This is a genomic window from uncultured Ferrovibrio sp., from assembly GCF_937960835.1.
GTDB lineage: Bacteria > Pseudomonadota > Alphaproteobacteria > Ferrovibrionales > Ferrovibrionaceae > Ferrovibrio.
In genome coordinates, this window is record NZ_CALGPC010000010.1 from 1 (window position 1) to 18,240 (window position 18,240).

Sequence of the window (18,240 nt, forward strand, 5' to 3'; positions counted from 1 at the left end):
TCGGAGCGGCGGGATTTGAACCCACGACCCCCAGTCCCCCAGACTGATGCGCTACCAGGCTGCGCTACGCTCCGACCGGGCTATAAGACCGGCAGCCGGATACGCAGGCGGCGGGTCTCAAGCGGCGCGCACTATAGCCATGCCGCCCCCCTTTTCGCAACCGCGCCAAGTGCTTGGACATCATCGGATGCAGAGATTTTAGGGGCTGCGTTCCGGCGGGCGATCAGCGTAGTGAGGAATGCTGACGATCGCTGCCAGCGCACGTCCACTTCCAGGCTTAACTCTTTGATCTAGCGGATTTGCCGGGCAATGATGTCGGCGTGGATCGCTTCCAGATCCTTCAGGCAGGTTTTGATCGCCTGCTTGAGGTTCCCCATGTCGTTCAAAAGGTCGAAGGGCATGCCGATCTGGCGGCTTTCGGCGGCCTGTTTGCTGGCTGCGGGCCGGATGGCCTCAGCGGCGGCCTTGGGGTCGGTCTTGGCGCGCGCCTTGACGGCCTTGGCCAAGCCCCCTTCCCGCAGCAGCTTCTGCACACCGCGGATCGTATAGCCGTGGTCATGCAAGAGGGCGCGGATCTCGGTCAGTAGCGCGATATCCTCGGCGCGGTAGTAACGGCGCCCGCCGCTGCGCTTTACCGGCTTGATCTGATGGAATTTCTTTTCCCAGAACCGCAGAACATGCTGCGGAAGATTGAGCTGCTCGGCGACCTCGCCGATGGTGCGGAAGGCGCCTTCAGTCTTGGTGCGGGCGGGCTTCTTGGCCGCCGCGGATGTCGCGAGATTCCGTTCCGTTGCTCGTTCCACCATCACCTAACGCTGCTCGGTTAGGCCGGCTTGCTCTGCTGCTGCTGTTGTGCCGTAGCCGCATGCATGCCGGCGTTGATCTTTTCTTTCAGCACATGGCTGGCGCGGAAAACCAGCACTTTGCGCGGATCGATCGGCACTTCCTGGCCGGTCTTGGGATTGCGTCCCATGCGGCCGCCCTTCGAGCGGACCTGAAAGGTACCAAAGGAGGAGATTTTGACCATATGGTCGGCGATCAGGCTGTCGATAATCTCGTTCAGCACCGTCTCGACCAACTGCGCAGACTCGCTACGCGACAGCCCGACCTCCTGATAGATCGCTTCGCTGAGTTGAGCCCGCGTCAAGGTGTTCCCGGCCATAACCACCGCCCCCTTTTTACGAATTTTATAGCCGCGACGCTAACTTATGGGCGGCCGGGCGTCAATAAGACGTTGGCCGAATCGATAGTCAAAATCGCAAGGTTAGGTCAGGAAATTCTACTGCGGGACGAAGTTCGGCGAGCCGCCCGGCCCGGCCTTACCAGCGGACCAGGGCGCTGCCCCAGGTGAAGCCGCCGCCCATGGCTTCCATCAGGACCACCTGGCCCTGCTTGATCCGGCCGTCGGCCACGGCCTCGGCAAGGGCCAGCGGCACGGAGGCGGCCGAGGTATTGCCATGGTGGCCCACGGTCAGCACCACCTGGTCGGTGCCCAGGCCCAGCTTGCGGGCAGTGCCGTCGATGATGCGCTTGTTGGCCTGGTGCGGCACCAGCCAGTCGATCTCGGACGGCTGCATGTTCACCGCGGCCAGTGTTTCCTTGACCACATCGGCAAGATTGACGACGGCGTGGCGGAAGACCTCTTTGCCCAGCATGCGCAGGTGGCCGGTGGTCTGAGTGCTGGACGGCCCGCCATCGACATAGAGAAGGTCGTGATAGCGGCCATCGGAATGAAGATGCGTCGTCAGCACGCCGCGGTCGGTGTTGTCGCCCTTGCCCTCTTCCGCCTTCAGAACTAGCGCGCCGGCGCCATCGGCGAACAGCACGCAGGTGGTGCGGTCAGTCCAGTCGAGGATGCGCGAAAACGTCTCGGCGCCGATCACCAAAGCTGCGCGCGCTTGGCCGGCCTTGATGAAGTTGTCCGCCGTAGCCAGCGCGTAGACGAAGCCGGAGCAGACAGCCTGCACGTCGAAGGCAAAGCCATGCGTCATGCCAAGGCCGGCCTGCACGCGGCAGGCGGTGGCGGGAAAAGTTTCATCCGGCGTTGCCGTGGCGAGGACGATTAGGTCGATATCGTCCGCCGTCATGCCGGCATGCTTCAGCGCAGCCTTGGCGGCATTGAGTGCGAGGTCGGAGGTTTTTTCGTCATCGGCGGCGATATGACGCTGCCGGATGCCGGTGCGCTCGACGATCCATTCGTCCGATGTGTCGACTATCTTCGCCAGGTCGGCATTCGTCAGCACACGCGCCGGCAGATAGCTGCCGCAACCGACGACGACGGACCGGATCATGATATCCTCGCACTGGCATCTACTGGGACGTCGGAAGCCGCAGCGGCCACCTGACGCGTGGCCAACGATTCGGCAAAGGCGCCGGAGAAGTCGGCCTTGATTCGATCGATCAGGCGATCCTGCGCCATGTCGATGGCGACTTCCAGTGCCGCGCCAAAGCCGACGTCATCCGTACCGCCATGGCTTTTGACGACGATGCCGTTCAAGCCCAAAAGCACGCCGCCGTTGTAAAAGCGCGGATCCATGCGGTCGCGCAGCATCGACAGGCCGGCACTGGCGAACAGATAGCCGATCTTGGTGAAGATCGAGCGCTGGAAGGCGGCGCGCAGCAGCACAGCCATCAGCTTTGCCGTTCCCTCGGCAGTCTTCAGCGCGATATTGCCAGTAAAGCCATCGGTGACGATGACGTCAGTCTCGCCCTTGGTGATGTCGTCACCCTCGACGAAGCCGACAAATTCGAAAGGCGGGTTTTCGACCGCGCGCAGCAGCTCGGCCGCGGCGCGGACCTCATCGTGGCCTTTGACGTCCTCGACACCAACATTTAACAGACCGACGCGCGGGCGATGGCGGCCAAGTGCCGAATGCGCCAGGTTGGCGCCCATCACCGCGAACTGCACCAGGTTCTTGGCATCACATTCCACATTCGCGCCGAGATCCAGAACGACGGTCTCGCCCTTCATGGTCGGCAGGAACGAGGCGATGGCGGGACGCTCGATGCCCGGCAGCGTGCGCAGCACGAATTTCGCCATCGCCATCAGCGCGCCGGTATTGCCGGCGGAAAGGACGGCCTGAGCTTCGCCATTGGCTACGGCATCGATCGCCAAGCGCATGCTGGTATTGCGCCCGCGCCGCAGCGCCTGGCTCGGCTTATCGTCGCCGGCGACCTTCTCCGCCGTGTGGCGAAGTTCGCAGCGATCCTTGAGCACGGGATAACGACGCAGCAACGGTTCCACCTGTCCGGCATCGCCGAACATGAGGAACTTCGTCTGCGGAAAACGCGGAAGTGTAGCTGCCGCGCCCTTGATCACCATGTCCGGGGCATGGTCCCCGCCCATGGCATCGAGCGCGATGGTCAAGGCCGCGGTCACCCCGTTGCCCTTACCCGCTCAGACATGCCTGAGGGACTCAGGCGGCAGCGGTTTTCGCGATCACCTCGCGGCCGTCATAATGGCCGCAGGCGCCACAAACATGGTGCGGGCGCTTCAGCTCGCCGCAATTGGAGCATTCCACATAGGCGCTCGGCTTCAGCGCTTCATGCGAACGGCCCATATCGCGCTTCGACTTGGACTTCTTCTTCTTCGGAACAGCCATGACACGTCTCTCTCACTAATCACGCGATGCGGTGCGCTGTCGCGTCCACCCGCCTCTGCCTAAAAATCCCCGCCTATATACTCTCGGCGCGCCCAGGGACCAAGCGCTTTCGCCTCAATCATTTTTCCCCGTCTTCAACTTCGCCAGCACGGCGAAAGGACTGACCTTGGCGCCCCCATCGTCATCGGGTCGATAGCCTTCTGGCAACCCGGCACCCGGTTTGCGCGGATAGGGATCCAGCGCCAGAGCCAAGGCTTCCGCCACCACCGCCCCGGCATCGATGCCCCCGTTGACCAGCGGGTCGGGCGGATCGTCGGCGTCGGGATCGAGCCATTCCGCCTCTTCATCATCGTCCGTCTGCACGGCGGCAGCCTTCTCGACCACCTCCGGCGGGGCGAAAAGCCGTTGAAAACTCTCCGCAACCTGCTGCCGGACCGGGTCCAGCGACACGACGCAGGTCTGCTCAACTTCCGCCGCCAGCTGCCCCGTCAGCCGATAATGACCGGCCAGCACCGGGTCCGGGAAAACCCGCAAATCTGCCGACAGCGAAAGCACCGCGGGGATCCGGAAGCGGCGGGCCAAAGCCTCGCGCTCTGCCGGATTCGCGACCAGATGCAGATCGGTACCTTCCGGACCGATCCGGTCGACCTGCACCAAGTGACTGAATTCGTTGCCAGGTGTGCCCTTCGACACGGGAACCTCCGGGACCCCTGCGGCCGTCAAGGCGGCGGAACATAGGGGCAAGCCGCCCCGGGGTCAACCGCTTCGGCTCTTATCCGGTCAGGCCTGGGGCACCGGAAAAGTGGGATTTCCGGCTAGCAGCTCCTGGGGCGGCTGCGCAGCCAGGGCAGCATCGGCCTGCCGCATATAGGCCGCCATGGCGGAGACCGCCGGCGGGGTCGGCTGCTGGGTACCGTAGAGGTTCCGGCCCAGGGCAGCCGTCAGGGCTTCCTCCGTGCCGGCCTTGAGCGCCGCCTCATAGGCGTCGGCCCGGCCGTAGAACGCCTGCCCCATGGCTTTAACCTTCTTCCCGACGCTGAGATCCCCAACCCCGATTTCCCGCAGGCTGCTGTCCATATCGGCAAATAGCAGGTCGAACAGGGCCTGGCTGAGCTTGCGCCCCTCCTCCCCGATTTGGCCCAGCCGGCGCATGACCAGGATGGCATGCAGCACGATCATGTCGAAACGGCCATCCAGGCTGTCCGGAACCGAGAGGTGGCTGTAGAAGACCGGCTGGCGGGCCTGCGCTACGATCCGGTTGTAAAGCGCCACCGCCTGCTCCGGCGGCTGATTTCGACTAAAAAATGAAAAAAGCGATTTAAGCATCCAAGGGAATTCAGAGTTCGGAGGGATCGAGGCTAATTTGCCTTTACAGGGCGGGAAAGATAATATGCGTCTCACTTTATAGCGAGTCTCTGCATGCCGTTTCGCCACACCGCTGCGGTTATCGCCGCCGTCCTGTTTTCGATGATCGCCGCCTGCGCGCCGCGCCAGGATTATCGTGGCGCGAGCATCGATGAGGACAAGCTGAACCTGATCACGGTCGGTGAGACGACCGAGCCTCAGGTTGGCGCGCTGCTGGGATCTCCGTCAACGACGTCAACCTTCCCCGAATGGGGTACGACCTACTACTACATTTCCAGCGAGACCGAGGCTGTTGCGTTCCTGGCACCGGAGCTGATCGACCAGCAGGTCCTCGCCATTTCCTTCGACAAGGAAGGCAAGGTGCGCGAGATCAAGCGCTACGGCCTGAAGGATGGCAAGCAGATTGCCTTCGTCGAACGCGAGACGCCGACGCGCGGAAAAGAGCTGACCTTCCTGGAGCAGCTGTTCGGCAATCTTGGTCGATTCAACAGCAATGCCGGCGGCGCCACCGGCTCTACGGGCGGCTACCGCCCCTAACCCGCCTTATTGCTAACCTGCGCTTCCGCGAAGGTCGCCATCCCTTCATGGCAGGCGACTGCTGCCTTAAGGGTTCCAAGCGCCACCGCAGCGCCTGAGCCTTCTCCTAAGCGCATGCCCAGATCGAGCAGCGGGCGATGGCCGAGATGTTCCAGCAGCCGCCGATGACCGGGCTCTGCAGATACATGGGCGGCCAGGCAATGCTTCAGGCCATCTGGCGCCAGCCGGGCGAGGACCGCCGCGGCAGCGCCGGTGACAAAGCCGTCCAGCAAGACCGGTATCGAACGAAGCCGCGCGGCTAAGGTCGCCCCAAAGAGTGCGGCCAATTCGCGCCCGCCGACGCAACGAAGCGCTTCCAACGGATCCGTCAGGGCCTTGCCATGGAAAGCCAGCGCGGCGTCGACCACGGCAATCTTGTTTTCCAATGCAGATCCGTGGACGCCTGTGCCACTCCCCACCCAGTCACGCGCATTGCCGCCGAACAACGCGGCAGCCAGAGCGGCGGCAGCCGTCGTATTGCCAATTCCCATTTCGCCGATCAGGACGAGATCGCTCGCCTCGGGTACAGCAGCCGCGCCGGCGTTGACCGCCGCAAGGCATTCCGCCTCGCTCATCGCAGGCGCCGTTGTGAAGTCCTTTGTCGGCTTGTCGAGGTCGAGCGATGAGACGGAGAGCTGCGCGCCGTGGAGCCTGGCGAGCTGATTGATCGCGGCGCCGCCGTTCTGGAAGTTCGCCACCATCTGCGCTGTGACTTCCGCCGGAAATGCCGAGACGCCGCGCGCCGTGACACCATGGTTGCCAGCGAAGATCAGGATATGGGTTTGATCGAGGCGAGGCCGGGGTCTCTTCTGCCAACCGGCGAGATGCAGAACGCATTCCTCCAACCGGGCCAGCGAGCCTAGCGGCTTGGTCAGTTCGGCATCGCGGGCGCGGGCCTCTGCGATGGCAGCCTGCGCAACGTCGGGCAGTTGTGCTGTGGCGTTGCGTATTGCCGCAAAGCTTGAGAAAACGATCGCCATTGCCCCTCCTCGCCCTAGCTTCGCCGGCTGGGACGAGCGTGCTATAAGACAGCCTAGTCCTGACCGCAATGCATCCTCATGGCCAATTCTGACGACGATCAAGCCAGTGACAACGCTCCGGGGCAGGATGCTCCTGATCAGAATATTCCTGGCGGTTTCAACTTTCTGAACGATCTCCGGTTGGCCTTTCTGCTGTTGACCCGGATCCCGGTCGTATCGCGAGGCCAGATGCTGATGGGCCAAGCCGCGCGGGCGGCATGGGCTTTTCCAATCGTAGGTGTCGTCGTGGGAGCGGCTGGCGGGCTGGTTTTTCTGGGCGCCAATCATCTTGGGATCGGACTTGCCGGCGCCACGTTGCTGGCGATCAGTGTGCAGGTTCTGATCACCGGCGCTTTGCATGAGGACGGCCTGGCCGATACCGCCGATGGTTTTGGCGGCGGCCGTGATCGTGAGCAAAAGCTGGCGATCATGCGTGACAGCCGCATCGGCACTTATGGCGTCGTGGCACTCATGCTTGCATTCGGTCTGCGCTTCAGCGCCATCAATGAATTGGCGAATAGCCTCATCTCAACCTCCGACGAATACGATCAGACTGTCAGTAATACGAGCGCCGTCGCCGTGACCCTGATTGCCGCCGGCGCGTTGTCCCGGGTGGCCATGGCGGCGGTCTGGTATTTGCTGCCACCGGCCAGATCGGATGGATTGGCGCTCTCATGCGGCAAGATTCCGTTGGCATCCGTTATCGCAGCCGGTCTGGTTTCTAGCCTCGTCACATTCGGGCTGCTGGATGGCGAAAGCTGGGGCGTGACGATCGCGGCTGTGGCAGTGGCCGCTTTCTTCATGTATGCCCTGGCCAAACGGCAGATCGGCGGACATACGGGCGATGTGCTGGGCGCTACCCAGCAGATTGCAGAGATCGCTGCTTTGCTGGCGATCAGCGCCGTGACCGTGGCGATATAGCCAGTCAAGAATAGCCATAGAAAAAGGGCCGGATGGCTCCGGCCCTTCTCTAATTACTTCAAGTGCGCTGCTCAGCCATGCGCCAGCACGGCGAGGAGCAGAAGCGCCACAATGTTGGTGATCTTGATCAGCGGATTGACCGCCGGACCAGCGGTGTCCTTGTACGGGTCGCCAACGGTGTCGCCGGTCACGGCTGCCTTGTGGGCATCCGAGCCTTTGCCGCCGTGATGGCCTTCCTCGATATACTTCTTGGCGTTGTCCCAGGCGCCGCCGCCCGCCGTCATGGAGATGGCGACGAACAGGCCGGTGACGATCACACCAAGCAGCATGGCGCCCACAGCTGCAAAGGCTGCCGCTTGCCCCGCGATCCAGGCAATCACGAAGTAGAGGACGATCGGGCTAAGCACCGGCAGGAGGCTCGGCACGATCATTTCCTTGATCGCAGCCTTGGTCAGCAAGTCCACGGCCTTGGAATAGTCGGGCTTGGCCGTGCCTTCCATGATGCCGACGATCTCCTTGAACTGACGCCGGACCTCGACCACGACCGAGCCTGCAGCACGACCAACAGCCGTCATGCCCATCGCGCCGAACAGATACGGCAGCAGGCCGCCAACCAGCAGACCCACCACGACGTAAGGATTGCTCAGCGAGAAGTCGATGGTGACGTTTTTGAAGAAGTACTTCAGGTCCTCGGTGTAGGCCGCGAACAGCACCAGCGAGCCGAAACCGGCCGAGCCAATGGCATAGCCCTTGGTGACGGCCTTGGTGGTGTTGCCGACCGCGTCGAGAGCATCCGTGGTCTTACGGACATCCTTGGGCAGGTCGGACATTTCGGCGATACCGCCCGCATTGTCGGTCACCGGTCCATAGGCATCCAAGGCCACGATGATACCGGCCAGGGCCAGCATGGTCGTCACCGCGATAGCGATGCCGAACAGGCCAGCCAGCATATAGGTGGCGATGATGCCAACGACGATGAACAGCGCGGGCATCGCCGTTGCTTCCATCGAAACCGCCAGGCCCTGGATCACGTTCGTGCCATGGCCGGTGGTCGAAGCCTGCGCGACGCTCTTCACCGGACGATAGCCCGTGCCGGTGTAGTACTCGGTCGCCCAGACGATGGCCGCGGTCACCAGCAGGCCGACAATGCCACACCAGAACAGGCTCATGCCGGTGAAGGATGCGGTACCGGCGGTGAGCGAGGTGCCCATTCCGATCATGTATTCGGTGATCGGCCAGAGAACAACTGCAGACAGAACGCCAGTGACGATGAGCCCCTTGTAGAGAGCGCCCATGATGTTCTGGCTGCTGCCAAGACGCACGAAGAAGGTGCCGATGATCGAGGTGATGATGCAGGCACCGGCAATGGCCAGCGGATAGGCCATCAGTTTCCCCATCATCACCGCATCGGCAGCGAAATAAATCGATGCCAGGACCATCGTGGCAACGATGGTCACGGCATAGGTCTCGAACAGGTCAGCCGCCATCCCGGCGCAGTCGCCGACATTGTCGCCCACGTTGTCTGCGATTACGGCCGGGTTGCGGGGGTCGTCTTCGGGAATGCCCGCCTCGACCTTGCCAACGAGGTCGGCGCCGACGTCAGCGCCCTTGGTGAAGATGCCGCCACCAAGACGGGCAAAGATCGAGATCAGCGAGGAGCCGAAGCCCAGAGCCACCAGCGCGTCTATCATCTCGCGGCCATCGGTTCCGATACCTTTCAGAACCACGTAATAGACAGCGACGCCGAGCAGCGCGAGCCCAACCACCAGCAAACCGGTGACGGCACCAGCCTTAAAGGCGATGCCGAGAGCATGTTCCAGGCCTTTGCGCGCGCCCTCCGCCGTACGGACGTTGGCGCGAACGGAGACGTTCATGCCGATATAACCCGCGGCACCCGACAGGACCGCACCGATGATGAAACCGATAGCGACCTTCAGCCCCAACGTCACCCCAATGATGACGGCAACCACGATGCCGACGATGGCGATGGTGCGATACTGGCGATTGAGATAAGCGGAGGCGCCCTCCTGCACCGCAGCAGCGATTTCTTGCATGCGCTGGTTGCCCGCGGACTCGGCAAGCACCGAACGTGATGTCCAGATGCCATACAACAACGCCAATACGCCGCAGGCGATGGCGAACCACAACTCCGTCATGACGTTTCCCTTCGTTCCGTTATTATCATCGAGACACGCCCGATGGGGCAGCACTACCCGCACCGGGTTACGCGACTGCTACTTATTCATTGGCCCCAAACTCGACGCGGGGCGGAACTGCGAAGGGTTATGCCAGAGATGCGCGGCGTGCGCAATATGCCATATATTTCCGGGGGTTAGGCTGTTAGGGCTTGACGGCGCCGCTGCAGCATCAACCAGACGGCCGCTAGGCCTGCCATCAGGACGAAAGGCAAAGCCGAGAGCGGGACGAAATCCCACCCCCAATGATACAGCAGCTTGCCTGAGCCCAGAGACGCCAAAGCAACGGTGCCAAAGACCAGGAAGTCGTTGAGAGCCTGAGTCTTGTTGCGCTCCGCCGGACGATAGACTTCGGTCAGCAGCGAGGTGCCCCCGATATACATGAAGTTCCATCCCACACCGAGCAGGAAGAGCGCGATCTGGAAATGCAGAACCTCAACGCCGCTCAGGGCCACGCCGATGCAGACGAGGTTCAGCAAGGTGCCCACCGTAATGATCCGCAATGCACCAAACCGCGCGATCAAGTTGCCGGTGAAGAAGCTCGGGAAGAACATGCCGAAGACATGCCACTGAATGACCGTAGCCGCAGCAGAGAACGGATGCTCGCAGATCTGCATGGCGAGCGGTGTTGCCGTCATCATCAGATTCATCACGCCATAGCCGAACATGCCGGCCATGGCTGCCACGAGGAAAGACGGCTGGCGCACGATTTCCGCAAGCGGACGGCCGGTTTCCTTCAATTCGCTGACAGTCGGTCGAGGAATGCTGACTGTGGTCAGTATCCCCAGAACCAAGACCGGCAAAGCGGCCGCCGCCATGTAAGAAGCCAGGAACAGATGCGGCGACAGCAATTCCCGTGTGTGCTTGGCAATCTCCGGCCCGAGGAAGGCCGAGACCAACCCGCCAACCATTACCCAGGAGATGGCGCGGCTTTTCATCTCCGGCGGAGAGATATCCGCGGCGGCAAAGCGGTAGAGCTGCACGAAGGCGCTTGAGCCGCCGAAGACAAATGCACCAAGGCAGAACAGCCAGAAGTTGGCGTAATAAACGCCTGAGGCCGCGATGCTGGAGCCCAGGATCGCGACCAGGCAGCCGATCATGAAACCCAGCTTGCGGCCGATGCGGCGCATCAGCATCGATGCGGGAATGGTAGCCAGCGCTGTTCCACCGACCACAAAGGTAACCGGCAGGGTGGCGAGCGCCTTGTCCTCAACCAGGATATGCCCCACAAGCCCGCCGAGGGTGACCTGCAGCGTCACGGCGGAATTGGCCAGCGCCATGCAGACCGACAAGATAAGCGCATTCCGCCTTGCGGCGGCCGGAGGCAATGAGGTCATATCGGCCTGCTTCGATTCTACTTATTTCAACTGTCCAAGAATATTCAGAAGCAGAACCTGCGTCACTACGCCTTTGCCCAAAACTTCTTCCGTGGGCTCCCGGAGACGATCTCGGATCACATAAAGGTCTTTGACGGTGAACCTGGCCGGCACCTCGATCGGATCGCCTTTCAGCAATTCCCGGATATAGCGGTCCCGCAGGACGTGCATCTTTTCGTTCACCAGCGGCACGTTATCCGGTGGCGCTTCCAGATGAAGGATGACGATGATCTCCCGGACCCTCTGCCCTTCTGGCTTGACGTAGACGCTGAACGGCTCAAGCGGCACGAAAGCCGGCCGTTTAACCGGAATGGGCGGCGGCGGATCGTTGGGATCGAAGGCCTCTTCTTCCTCCGGCTTTGCCGCAAAGACCAGAAAGTAGGCAGCAATACCGCCGCCGATCAGCGTGATCAGCGCAAGCACGGCGATGACGATCAGGGCAATTCTTCGCAATGCCGCCTCCTCGCCCTATTCTACCGGGCCACCGAAATGCTGAAAGCCCGATTTCGGGAGCTTTACCAGCTGTCCGGCGCGATCCCGGACTTCCACTCCTGCCCCTGCTTCCAGCCTGCCGATCTTGGTTACAGCAAGGCCAACGCGTCTGGAGAGTTCAGAAATGGCGGCCGCGTTGTCTGGCGCGGCGGTGAATAGCAGTTCGTAATCGTCGCCGCCTGTGAGAATTGCTTTTAGCAAGTCGGGATCGTCCGCCAAGGCGCTTCGGGCAGCCAGGGATAACGGCACGCTGTCCGCATCGATAACGACTTTCAGTCCAGAAGCCGATGCGATATGCCCGGCGTCCTGGACTAGCCCGTCCGAGACGTCCAAAGCGGCATGCGCATGTCCGATAAGGCCATGCCCAAAAGCCAGTCGCGGTGTCGGCAGATGAAGCCGGGAGTCGAACATCATCATCGCGGCTGACGAGAAGATGCGATGATTGAGCTTCACTTCGAGGCCGAGTGCGGCATCGCCGATACTGCCAGTGACATAAAGGTCGTCGCCAGCCTGCGCGCCATTGCGGCGCAGCATCTGTCCGCCGGGTACATAGCCGAAAGCCGTCACGCCAAGCAGCAAGCCGCTGGGTGAGCGGGTGGTATCGCCGCCATAGAGCGGGAAATTGAACGCTTGCTGATCCTGCGCCAGACCTGCGGCGAACCGCGCCAGCCAATCTTCATCAAGGGGCGTCGGCAAGCCGAGGATCAGTTGATAGCCAATCGGGACGGCGCCTTTGGCCGCCAGATCGGAGAGGTTGACGCGCAGCAGCTTGCGGGCAATGCGTTCCGGGCCGTCGGACTTGAGGAAATGGATGCCTTCCACCATGGCATCGGTGGTAACGACCAGATCCGAGCCCGCGGGCGGGGTGATAGTTGCAGCATCGTCGCGCAATCCAAAGGCGCCCGGCGCTGCAGCGGCCAACGGCGCGAGATAGCGCGCGATCAGTTCAAACTCGCCGAGACCTTCCCGCTCGGCCATGACCTATCAGGCCGGGAACTCGCCGGGACGAAGCTGACGCGCAACAGCGTCGATTACGCCATTGGCGAGCTTGATCTCGCGCGGTCCAAAGAAGGCGCGCACGATCCCAACATATTCGTCAACGATGGTGGCCGCAGGCACGTCGATCCGCGCGATGATCTCATAGGCCGCGCAGCGCAGGACGTAACGCAAGATGGCTTCCATGCGGTCCAGAGCATCGGCGCGCGGCATCGCGGCTTTGATGGCCTCGTCCAATTCTGACTCCCGTTTGGAAACGCCGCGGACAATTTCGGCGAACCAATCCGGGTCCGCCTCGCGCATCTGAACGCCATCGACCTCTTCATTCTGCCGATTGGCGCGGAAATCGGCGATGACGGCTTCTGCGACGCCACCGCCGAACTCGATCTCATAGAGGGCCTGCACGGCAAACAACCGCGCAACCGACCGGCGTCCCGCAGGTCGATGGTTGCGATTGTTACGACGCTGCCCTCCTTCACTCATGCTGAAAACAGCTGCTTGAGGCCAATCATCGCCACGCAGGCAAGAGCGGCAGCACCGCCTTTATCCTGCCGGTCCTTGCGGGCGCGCTCCCAAGCCTGCTCCTCATTCTCGACCGTGATGATACCATTGCCGATAGCGAGCTGATGTTCCAAGGCAAGCTGCTGCAGGCCCCGGGCGCTTTCATTGACCACGACATCGTAATGCGAGGTCTCACCCCGGATGACGCAGCCAAGCGCTACATAGCCGTCATAGGCCCGGTCACCCTTGCGGTTCATCGCGAAACGGATCGCCGCCGGCAATTCCAGCGCGCCGGGCACGTCAATCCGGTCATATTCGAAGTCAGATGCCTCGATTACCGCCTTGGCGCCTTCGAACAGCGCGTCAGCGATATCCTCGTAGAACCGGGCCTCGACGATCAGGACACGCGGCTTGCGGATATCGATGGAAAGGCTGCCCTTAACCTGCGACTTCCGGGTGGAGAAGGATTTGATCTTCGCCGGCTTCTTCTTCGTCGCCGGTTTGCGTGCGCGCGAGACCATGCGTCAGCCCTCCCTCCGAACCTCGATGGGCCGGGTCTCCACCACGGTCAGACCATAGCCCTCCAGCCCGACGATGGTACGCTGCACGTTCGACAGAACGATCATGTCCTTCACCCCCAGATCAATCAGTATCTGTGCCCCGATGCCATAATCCCGGAGTTGCGCAGCGTTTTCAACCGGTTCCCCCAGCTTTTGACGGACGCGGTCGGACAATGCGGTGGCGCGGGGTTCACGGATCAGTACCACCACGCCCCTATCGGCCTCGCCGATCATCTGCATGGCGCCATGCAGGACACCCGACCGGCCGCCATGGTCGCCCAGAACGTCCTCAATCACGTTCAGGGCATGGACGCGGACCATCACGGGCTTGCCGTCGGCGACATCACCCTTCACCAGGGCGATATGCTCGGCGTACTCCACCCGGTTGCGGTAGACAATCATCCGGAACTTGCCACCCCAGATGCTGTCGATCTCGCTCTCCACCACACGCTCGACAAGATTGTCGTGGCGGCGGCGATAGCCGATCAGATCGACGATGGTGCCGATCTTGAGATTGTGGAACTGGGCGAACTTCACCAGATCCGGCAGCCGGGCCATGGTGCCGTCATCATTCATGATCTCGCAGATCACACCCGACGGATTAAGCCCTGCCAGCCGCGCGATATCGACGGCAGCTTCAGTGTGGCCGGCGCGCACTAGCGTACCGCCATCCCGCGCCATCAGCGGGAAGATATGGCCAGGCACGGCAAGGTCCTGAGGCCCCTTGGTGGGATCGATGGCAACTGCAATGGTGCGGGCACGGTCAGCGGCGGAGATGCCTGTCGTGACGCCCTCGCGCGCCTCGATCGAGACTGTGAACGCCGTCTGGTGGCGCGAGGCGTTGTGCTGCGCCATCAACGGCAAGCGAAGCTGCTCAATACGTTGCCGCGTCATGGCAAGGCAGATCAGCCCGCGGCCATAACGCGCCATGAAATTGATGGCGTCCGCATTGGCCTTTTCGGCGGGGATGTAAAGATCGCCCTCATTCTCGCGATCTTCCTCGTCCACCAGAATCACCATCCGCCCGTTGCGGGCTTCTTCAATGATCTCTTCCGCAGACGCGATGTAGCGCTTGATATCGTCCTGCGCGGTCACGATGCCTTACTCCATTGCTGCAGGCGTGCGACGTAACGCGCCAAGGTGTCGATTTCCACATTCACACGGTCCCCGACCTTGAGAGCCCCCAGAGTGGTGACCTCCTGGGTATGCGGGATCAGGTTTACGCCGAAAGTCGCGCCGTCTACATGGTTCACCGTCAGGGAGGCGCCGTCGACTGTGATCGAGCCCTTTTCGGCGATGAAAGGTGCAAGTCCTTCAGGTGCGCGAAATACGACGCGCATCGACTCTCCTTCCCGTCTGACGTCGGTCACCTCGGCAACGCCATCGACATGGCCTGAGACGATGTGACCACCTAGTTCATCGCCAACTTTCAGGCTCCGCTCCAGATTTATGCGGCTTCCCTCTTTCCAATCCGCAAGCACGGTGCGCGACATGGTTTCCGCGGAGACGTCAACCGCAAACCAGTCCGCCCCCTTCTGCACCACCGTCAGGCAAACGCCGGAGCAGGCAATCGATGCTCCGATCGCGATGCTGGCCGTATCATAGCCGGTGCGGATGCGCAGATGGATGTCGCCGCGATCTTCGCGGGAGATCAGGGTGCCGATGTCGGTGATGATGCCTGTGAACATGGTGCTAGTTTTAGTGGGCGCGGACGAAGGTTTCTAGCAGGTCGTCGTCAAGAATATCGCTGCGCATCCGGCGCCAGCGCGGTGCTTCCCCAACGGCATCCACCCCAAAAGCGGCTATCGACGGCAAACCGTCGCCCCCAATGATGCTGGGCGAGCGGAACCAGATCATCCGATCCACCAGATCCGCCCGAACCAGGCTGGCCGCCAGACGGCCACCGCCCTCGACCAGAATCCGGGTCACGCCCCGCTGAGCGATCTGCTCCAAGGCCTGGCGCAGATCGGGAAAGCCCGCCTCATCCGGTTCCACGGCGATGACCTCGACTCCGCAATCCTCAAATGCGCGCCGCCGGGTGGCATTGACATCCTCGCGGGTGATCAGCCAAGTTGGAACCTGCTTCGCTGTGACCACCATCCGGGCCGTCAGGCTGAGCCGCAGGCGGCCATCCAGGATGATGCGGACCGGAGGTCGCTTTGGCAACCCGGGTAACCGGCAGGTCAGTTCGGGATCGTCCTGCAGAGCCGTGTTGCTGCCGACCATGATGGCATCATGCCGCGCCCGCAGCAGATGAGCCCGCATCCGTGAAACGGGATTGGTGATCCATTTGCTATCGCCGGTATGTGTCCCGATGCGGCCGTCCAGGCTGACCGCCAGTTTCAGCGTGATCATGGGGCGGCCAAGCTGACGCGTGGAAAAGAATCCGGCGTTAAGTTCCATTGCCGCGATTTCCAGGCAGCCTTCATCGACCTGAATACCTGCTTCACGCAGGGCTGCGAAGCCTTTGCCTGAAACCCTTGGATCGGGATCCTCCACAGCCGCCACGCAACGCGCGATCCCGGCTTCGATCAGCGCATCGGCGCAGGGCGGCGTCTTGCCGTGATGGCTGCACGGTTCCAATGTCACATAGGCAGTCGCACCGCGCGCAGTGTCGCCTGCTTCGCGCAATGCCATGGTTTCGGCATGCGGGCGGCCACCAGGCTGCGTCCAGCCTCGTCCCACGATGCGGTCGTCTTTGACGATCACACAGCCGACCGCCGGATTGGGCCAAGTATTGCCCAGTCCACGCGCCGCCAACCCGAGCGCGATGCGCATATAGCGCTCGTCCCGGGCGACGGCAGATATGTCAGTCATCGTTGCTGCCAGGACCACCCAAGGAGCCGATGAATTCCTCGAAGTCCTTGGCCTCACGGAAGTTGCGGTAGACCGAGGCGAAGCGGACATAGGCAACCTTATCGAGGGCCGCCAAACCATCCATTACCAGCTCGCCAATGGTGTCCGATTTGATTTCGCTTTCACCCGAACTCTCAAGACGGCGGACGATACCATTGATCAGGCGCTCGATGCGCTCCGGGTCGATGGGCCGCTTGCGGGTCGCGATCATGATGGAGCGCGCCAGCTTGTCGCGGTCGAACGGAACCTTCAGGCCGTTCTTCTTCACCACCGTCAGTTCGCGGAGCTGAATCCGTTCAAACGTGGTGAAGCGCGCGCCGCAATTCGGGCAGAACCGCCGCCGCCGAATGGCCGAATTGTCTTCGGTCGGCCGCGAGTCTTTCACCTGGGTATCGTCATTGCCGCAGAACGGACAACGCATCGTTCAATTTCCCCCGCCTAGAGTTTGTACGCGTCACATCTGCGGGTAGATGGGGAAGCGGCGGCACAGGGCCGTCACTTTCTCCGCTACCGCGCGCTCGACGTCGGAATTGTCATTTGTCTTCTTCGCCAAACCGTCCAGAATATCGGCGATCAGACCGCCGATCTGCCGGAATTCAGCGGCTCCAAAGCCGCGTGTCGTGCCGGCCGGGCTGCCCAGGCGGACGCCCGAGGTGACCGTTGGCTTTTCGGTATCGAACGGCACACCGTTCTTGTTCGCGGTGATGCGGGCGCGCTCGAGGCTTTCGACGGCGACGTTGCCCTTCAGCCCCTTCGAACGCAGATCGACCAGCATCAGATGGTTGTCGGTGCCGCCGGAAACGAGGTCATAGCCACGCTCCTGCAGGGCCCCGGCCATGGCCTTGGCGTTGTCGACCACGGCCTGGGCATAGGTGCGGAATTCCGGAGTCAGCGCCTCGCCGAAGGCAACGGCCTTGGCGGCGATGACATGCATCAGCGGACCGCCCTGCAGGCCCGGGAAGACAGCCGAATTGATCTTCTTCGCCAGCGCTTCGTCGTTGGTCAGCACCATGCCGCCGCGCGGGCCGCGCAAAGTCTTGTGAGTCGTGGTGGTAGCGATATGCGCATGCGGGAACGGGCTCGGGTGTACGCCGCCAGCGACCAGGCCGGCGAAATGCGCCATATCGACCATGAATATCGCGCCAACGCTGTCGGCGATCTCGCGGAAGCGGGCAAAGTCCCAGAAACGCGGATAGGCCGAACCGCCGGCGATGATCAGCTTGGGCTTATGCTGGTCGGCCAGCTTGGCGACCTGGTCCATGTCGATGCGGTGGTCGTCCTGGCGGACGGTGTAAGGCACGACGTTAAACCACTTGCCCGACTGGTTGGCGGCCGAGCCGTGCGTAAGATGCCCACCGGCGGCGAGATCCAGACCCATGAAGCTGTCGCCCGGCTTCAACACGGCCATGAAGACCGCCTGATTGGCCTGCGCACCGGAATGCGGCTGCACATTGGCGAAACCGCAGTTGAAGATTTTCTTGGCGCGCTCGATCGCCAGCGTCTCGGCGATGTCGACAAATTCGCAGCCATTGTAATAGCGCTTGCCCGGATAGCCTTCGGCATACTTATTGGTCAGCACCGAGCCCTGCGCTTCCAGAACGGCGCGGCTGACGATGTTTTCCGAAGCGATCAGCTCGATCTGGTTCTGCTGGCGATCCAGCTCGCCGGTGACGGCCGCATAGAGCTCGGGGTCGGCCTGAGCAAGGTTGCGCTCGAAAAAGCCGGCATGGGTAACGGAGGGCTTTGCGGCGGTGCTGGACATGAATGGTACTCCGAAGTCT

General features: G+C 62.1%; 21 protein-coding genes and 1 tRNA gene. 2 read left to right on the forward strand and 20 right to left on the reverse strand.

The window, feature by feature from the left end:
- The 8 genes from Q0603_RS10000 to Q0603_RS10035 all read right to left on the reverse strand — a co-directional run bounded on the left by Q0603_RS10000 (window position 1) and on the right by Q0603_RS10035 (window position 4,874).
- Window positions 1-74: transfer RNA gene (locus Q0603_RS10000), tRNA-Pro, on the reverse strand.
- 216 nt (window positions 75-290) lie between these two features.
- Entirely contained in the window at window positions 291-806 is a 516-nt protein-coding gene (locus tag Q0603_RS10005; RefSeq protein ID WP_298725176.1) for a MerR family transcriptional regulator, read from the reverse strand.
- A gap of 17 nt (window positions 807-823) precedes the next feature.
- The gene (locus Q0603_RS10010; protein WP_298725179.1) at window positions 824-1,162 is read right to left on the reverse strand and encodes an integration host factor subunit alpha; all 339 of its coding nucleotides are present in this window, start codon (window positions 1,160-1,162) and stop codon (window positions 824-826) included.
- A 157-nt stretch (window positions 1,163-1,319) separates the two neighbouring features.
- Window positions 1,320-2,294: a beta-ketoacyl-ACP synthase III gene (locus tag Q0603_RS10015; RefSeq protein WP_298725546.1), complete on the reverse strand. Its 975-nt coding sequence runs from the start codon at window positions 2,292-2,294 to the stop codon at window positions 1,320-1,322.
- Window positions 2,288-3,379: a phosphate acyltransferase PlsX gene (plsX, locus tag Q0603_RS10020; protein WP_298725182.1), complete on the reverse strand. Its 1,092-nt coding sequence runs from the start codon at window positions 3,377-3,379 to the stop codon at window positions 2,288-2,290. The genes Q0603_RS10015 and plsX overlap by 7 nt, the downstream gene beginning before the upstream one ends.
- Window positions 3,380-3,416: 37 nt before the next feature.
- Window positions 3,417-3,602, reverse strand: a complete 186-nt coding sequence (rpmF, locus tag Q0603_RS10025) for a 50S ribosomal protein L32 (RefSeq protein ID WP_298725185.1) — start codon at window positions 3,600-3,602, stop codon at window positions 3,417-3,419.
- A gap of 114 nt (window positions 3,603-3,716) precedes the next feature.
- Entirely contained in the window at window positions 3,717-4,295 is a 579-nt protein-coding gene (locus tag Q0603_RS10030) for a YceD family protein (RefSeq protein WP_298725187.1), read from the reverse strand.
- 87 nt (window positions 4,296-4,382) lie between these two features.
- Window positions 4,383-4,874, reverse strand: a complete 492-nt coding sequence (locus Q0603_RS10035) for a ubiquinol-cytochrome C chaperone family protein (protein WP_298725189.1) — start codon at window positions 4,872-4,874, stop codon at window positions 4,383-4,385.
- Window positions 4,875-5,021: 147 nt separating this feature from the next.
- Between Q0603_RS10035 and bamE the strand changes: the two genes are divergently transcribed.
- Window positions 5,022-5,504, forward strand: coding sequence for an outer membrane protein assembly factor BamE (gene bamE, locus Q0603_RS10040; RefSeq protein ID WP_298725191.1), 483 nt, complete (start codon window positions 5,022-5,024; stop codon window positions 5,502-5,504).
- Here the strand turns inward: bamE and cobT are convergent.
- A complete protein-coding gene (gene cobT, locus Q0603_RS10045) occupies window positions 5,501-6,523 on the reverse strand; it encodes a nicotinate-nucleotide--dimethylbenzimidazole phosphoribosyltransferase (protein WP_298725193.1) in 1,023 nt (340 codons plus the stop codon). The genes bamE and cobT overlap by 4 nt on opposite strands.
- Before the next feature lie 195 nt (window positions 6,524-6,718).
- Between cobT and Q0603_RS10050 the strand changes: the two genes are divergently transcribed.
- Window positions 6,719-7,483, forward strand: coding sequence for an adenosylcobinamide-GDP ribazoletransferase (locus Q0603_RS10050; protein WP_298725548.1), 765 nt, complete (start codon window positions 6,719-6,721; stop codon window positions 7,481-7,483).
- 71 nt (window positions 7,484-7,554) lie between these two features.
- On the opposite strand, the gene Q0603_RS10055 is transcribed toward Q0603_RS10050, so the two are convergent.
- The 11 genes from Q0603_RS10055 to glyA all read right to left on the reverse strand — a co-directional run bounded on the left by Q0603_RS10055 (window position 7,555) and on the right by glyA (window position 18,221).
- The gene (locus Q0603_RS10055; RefSeq protein WP_298725195.1) at window positions 7,555-9,639 is read right to left on the reverse strand and encodes a sodium-translocating pyrophosphatase; all 2,085 of its coding nucleotides are present in this window, start codon (window positions 9,637-9,639) and stop codon (window positions 7,555-7,557) included.
- A gap of 176 nt (window positions 9,640-9,815) precedes the next feature.
- Entirely contained in the window at window positions 9,816-11,015 is a 1,200-nt protein-coding gene (locus Q0603_RS10060) for an MFS transporter (RefSeq protein ID WP_298725197.1), read from the reverse strand.
- Window positions 11,016-11,036: 21 nt separating this feature from the next.
- Window positions 11,037-11,507: a hypothetical protein gene (locus tag Q0603_RS10065; RefSeq protein ID WP_298725199.1), complete on the reverse strand. Its 471-nt coding sequence runs from the start codon at window positions 11,505-11,507 to the stop codon at window positions 11,037-11,039.
- A gap of 15 nt (window positions 11,508-11,522) precedes the next feature.
- Window positions 11,523-12,524, reverse strand: a complete 1,002-nt coding sequence (thiL, locus tag Q0603_RS10070; RefSeq protein ID WP_298725201.1) for a thiamine-phosphate kinase — start codon at window positions 12,522-12,524, stop codon at window positions 11,523-11,525.
- A gap of 6 nt (window positions 12,525-12,530) precedes the next feature.
- Window positions 12,531-13,025: a transcription antitermination factor NusB gene (gene nusB / locus Q0603_RS10075; protein WP_298725203.1), complete on the reverse strand. Its 495-nt coding sequence runs from the start codon at window positions 13,023-13,025 to the stop codon at window positions 12,531-12,533.
- Window positions 13,022-13,564, reverse strand: a complete 543-nt coding sequence (locus tag Q0603_RS10080) for a 6,7-dimethyl-8-ribityllumazine synthase (RefSeq protein WP_298725205.1) — start codon at window positions 13,562-13,564, stop codon at window positions 13,022-13,024. Before Q0603_RS10080 ends, nusB begins: the two co-directional genes overlap by 4 nt.
- A 3-nt stretch (window positions 13,565-13,567) precedes the next feature.
- Entirely contained in the window at window positions 13,568-14,698 is a 1,131-nt protein-coding gene (ribB, locus tag Q0603_RS10085) for a 3,4-dihydroxy-2-butanone-4-phosphate synthase (protein WP_298725207.1), read from the reverse strand.
- Window positions 14,695-15,291 (reverse strand): riboflavin synthase, encoded by a 597-nt coding sequence (locus Q0603_RS10090; RefSeq protein WP_298725209.1) that lies wholly within the window; start codon window positions 15,289-15,291, stop codon window positions 14,695-14,697. Before Q0603_RS10090 ends, ribB begins: the two co-directional genes overlap by 4 nt.
- Window positions 15,292-15,301: 10 nt before the next feature.
- Window positions 15,302-16,420 (reverse strand): bifunctional diaminohydroxyphosphoribosylaminopyrimidine deaminase/5-amino-6-(5-phosphoribosylamino)uracil reductase RibD, encoded by a 1,119-nt coding sequence (gene ribD, locus Q0603_RS10095; RefSeq protein ID WP_298725211.1) that lies wholly within the window; start codon window positions 16,418-16,420, stop codon window positions 15,302-15,304.
- Window positions 16,413-16,880 (reverse strand): transcriptional regulator NrdR, encoded by a 468-nt coding sequence (gene nrdR, locus Q0603_RS10100; protein WP_298725213.1) that lies wholly within the window; start codon window positions 16,878-16,880, stop codon window positions 16,413-16,415. Before nrdR ends, ribD begins: the two co-directional genes overlap by 8 nt.
- A 33-nt stretch (window positions 16,881-16,913) precedes the next feature.
- The gene (gene glyA, locus Q0603_RS10105; protein WP_298725215.1) at window positions 16,914-18,221 is read right to left on the reverse strand and encodes a serine hydroxymethyltransferase; all 1,308 of its coding nucleotides are present in this window, start codon (window positions 18,219-18,221) and stop codon (window positions 16,914-16,916) included.
- Between the last annotated feature and the right edge of the window lie 19 nt (window positions 18,222-18,240).

What these genes read in the sequence shown, in the direction of transcription:
- rpmF (WP_298725185.1), bottom strand. Translation starts at nt 3,602, where the DNA reads ATGGCTGTTCCGAAGAAGAAGAAGTCCAAGTCGAAGCGCGATATGGGC.
- Q0603_RS10080 (WP_298725205.1), bottom strand. Translation starts at nt 13,564, where the DNA reads ATGGTCTCGCGCGCACGCAAACCGGCGACGAAGAAGAAGCCGGCGAAG.
- Q0603_RS10060 (WP_298725197.1), bottom strand. Translation starts at nt 11,015, where the DNA reads ATGACCTCATTGCCTCCGGCCGCCGCAAGGCGGAATGCGCTTATCTTG.
- ribD (WP_298725211.1), bottom strand. Translation starts at nt 16,420, where the DNA reads ATGACTGACATATCTGCCGTCGCCCGGGACGAGCGCTATATGCGCATC.
- Q0603_RS10005 (WP_298725176.1), bottom strand. Translation starts at nt 806, where the DNA reads ATGGTGGAACGAGCAACGGAACGGAATCTCGCGACATCCGCGGCGGCC.
- cobT (WP_298725193.1), bottom strand. Translation starts at nt 6,523, where the DNA reads ATGGCGATCGTTTTCTCAAGCTTTGCGGCAATACGCAACGCCACAGCA.
- Q0603_RS10010 (WP_298725179.1), bottom strand. Translation starts at nt 1,162, where the DNA reads ATGGCCGGGAACACCTTGACGCGGGCTCAACTCAGCGAAGCGATCTAT.
- thiL (WP_298725201.1), bottom strand. Translation starts at nt 12,524, where the DNA reads ATGGCCGAGCGGGAAGGTCTCGGCGAGTTTGAACTGATCGCGCGCTAT.
- nrdR (WP_298725213.1), bottom strand. Translation starts at nt 16,880, where the DNA reads ATGCGTTGTCCGTTCTGCGGCAATGACGATACCCAGGTGAAAGACTCG.
- bamE (WP_298725191.1), top strand. Translation starts at nt 5,022, where the DNA reads ATGCCGTTTCGCCACACCGCTGCGGTTATCGCCGCCGTCCTGTTTTCG.
- nusB (WP_298725203.1), bottom strand. Translation starts at nt 13,025, where the DNA reads ATGAGTGAAGGAGGGCAGCGTCGTAACAATCGCAACCATCGACCTGCG.
- Q0603_RS10055 (WP_298725195.1), bottom strand. Translation starts at nt 9,639, where the DNA reads ATGACGGAGTTGTGGTTCGCCATCGCCTGCGGCGTATTGGCGTTGTTG.
- glyA (WP_298725215.1), bottom strand. Translation starts at nt 18,221, where the DNA reads ATGTCCAGCACCGCCGCAAAGCCCTCCGTTACCCATGCCGGCTTTTTC.
- Q0603_RS10090 (WP_298725209.1), bottom strand. Translation starts at nt 15,291, where the DNA reads ATGTTCACAGGCATCATCACCGACATCGGCACCCTGATCTCCCGCGAA.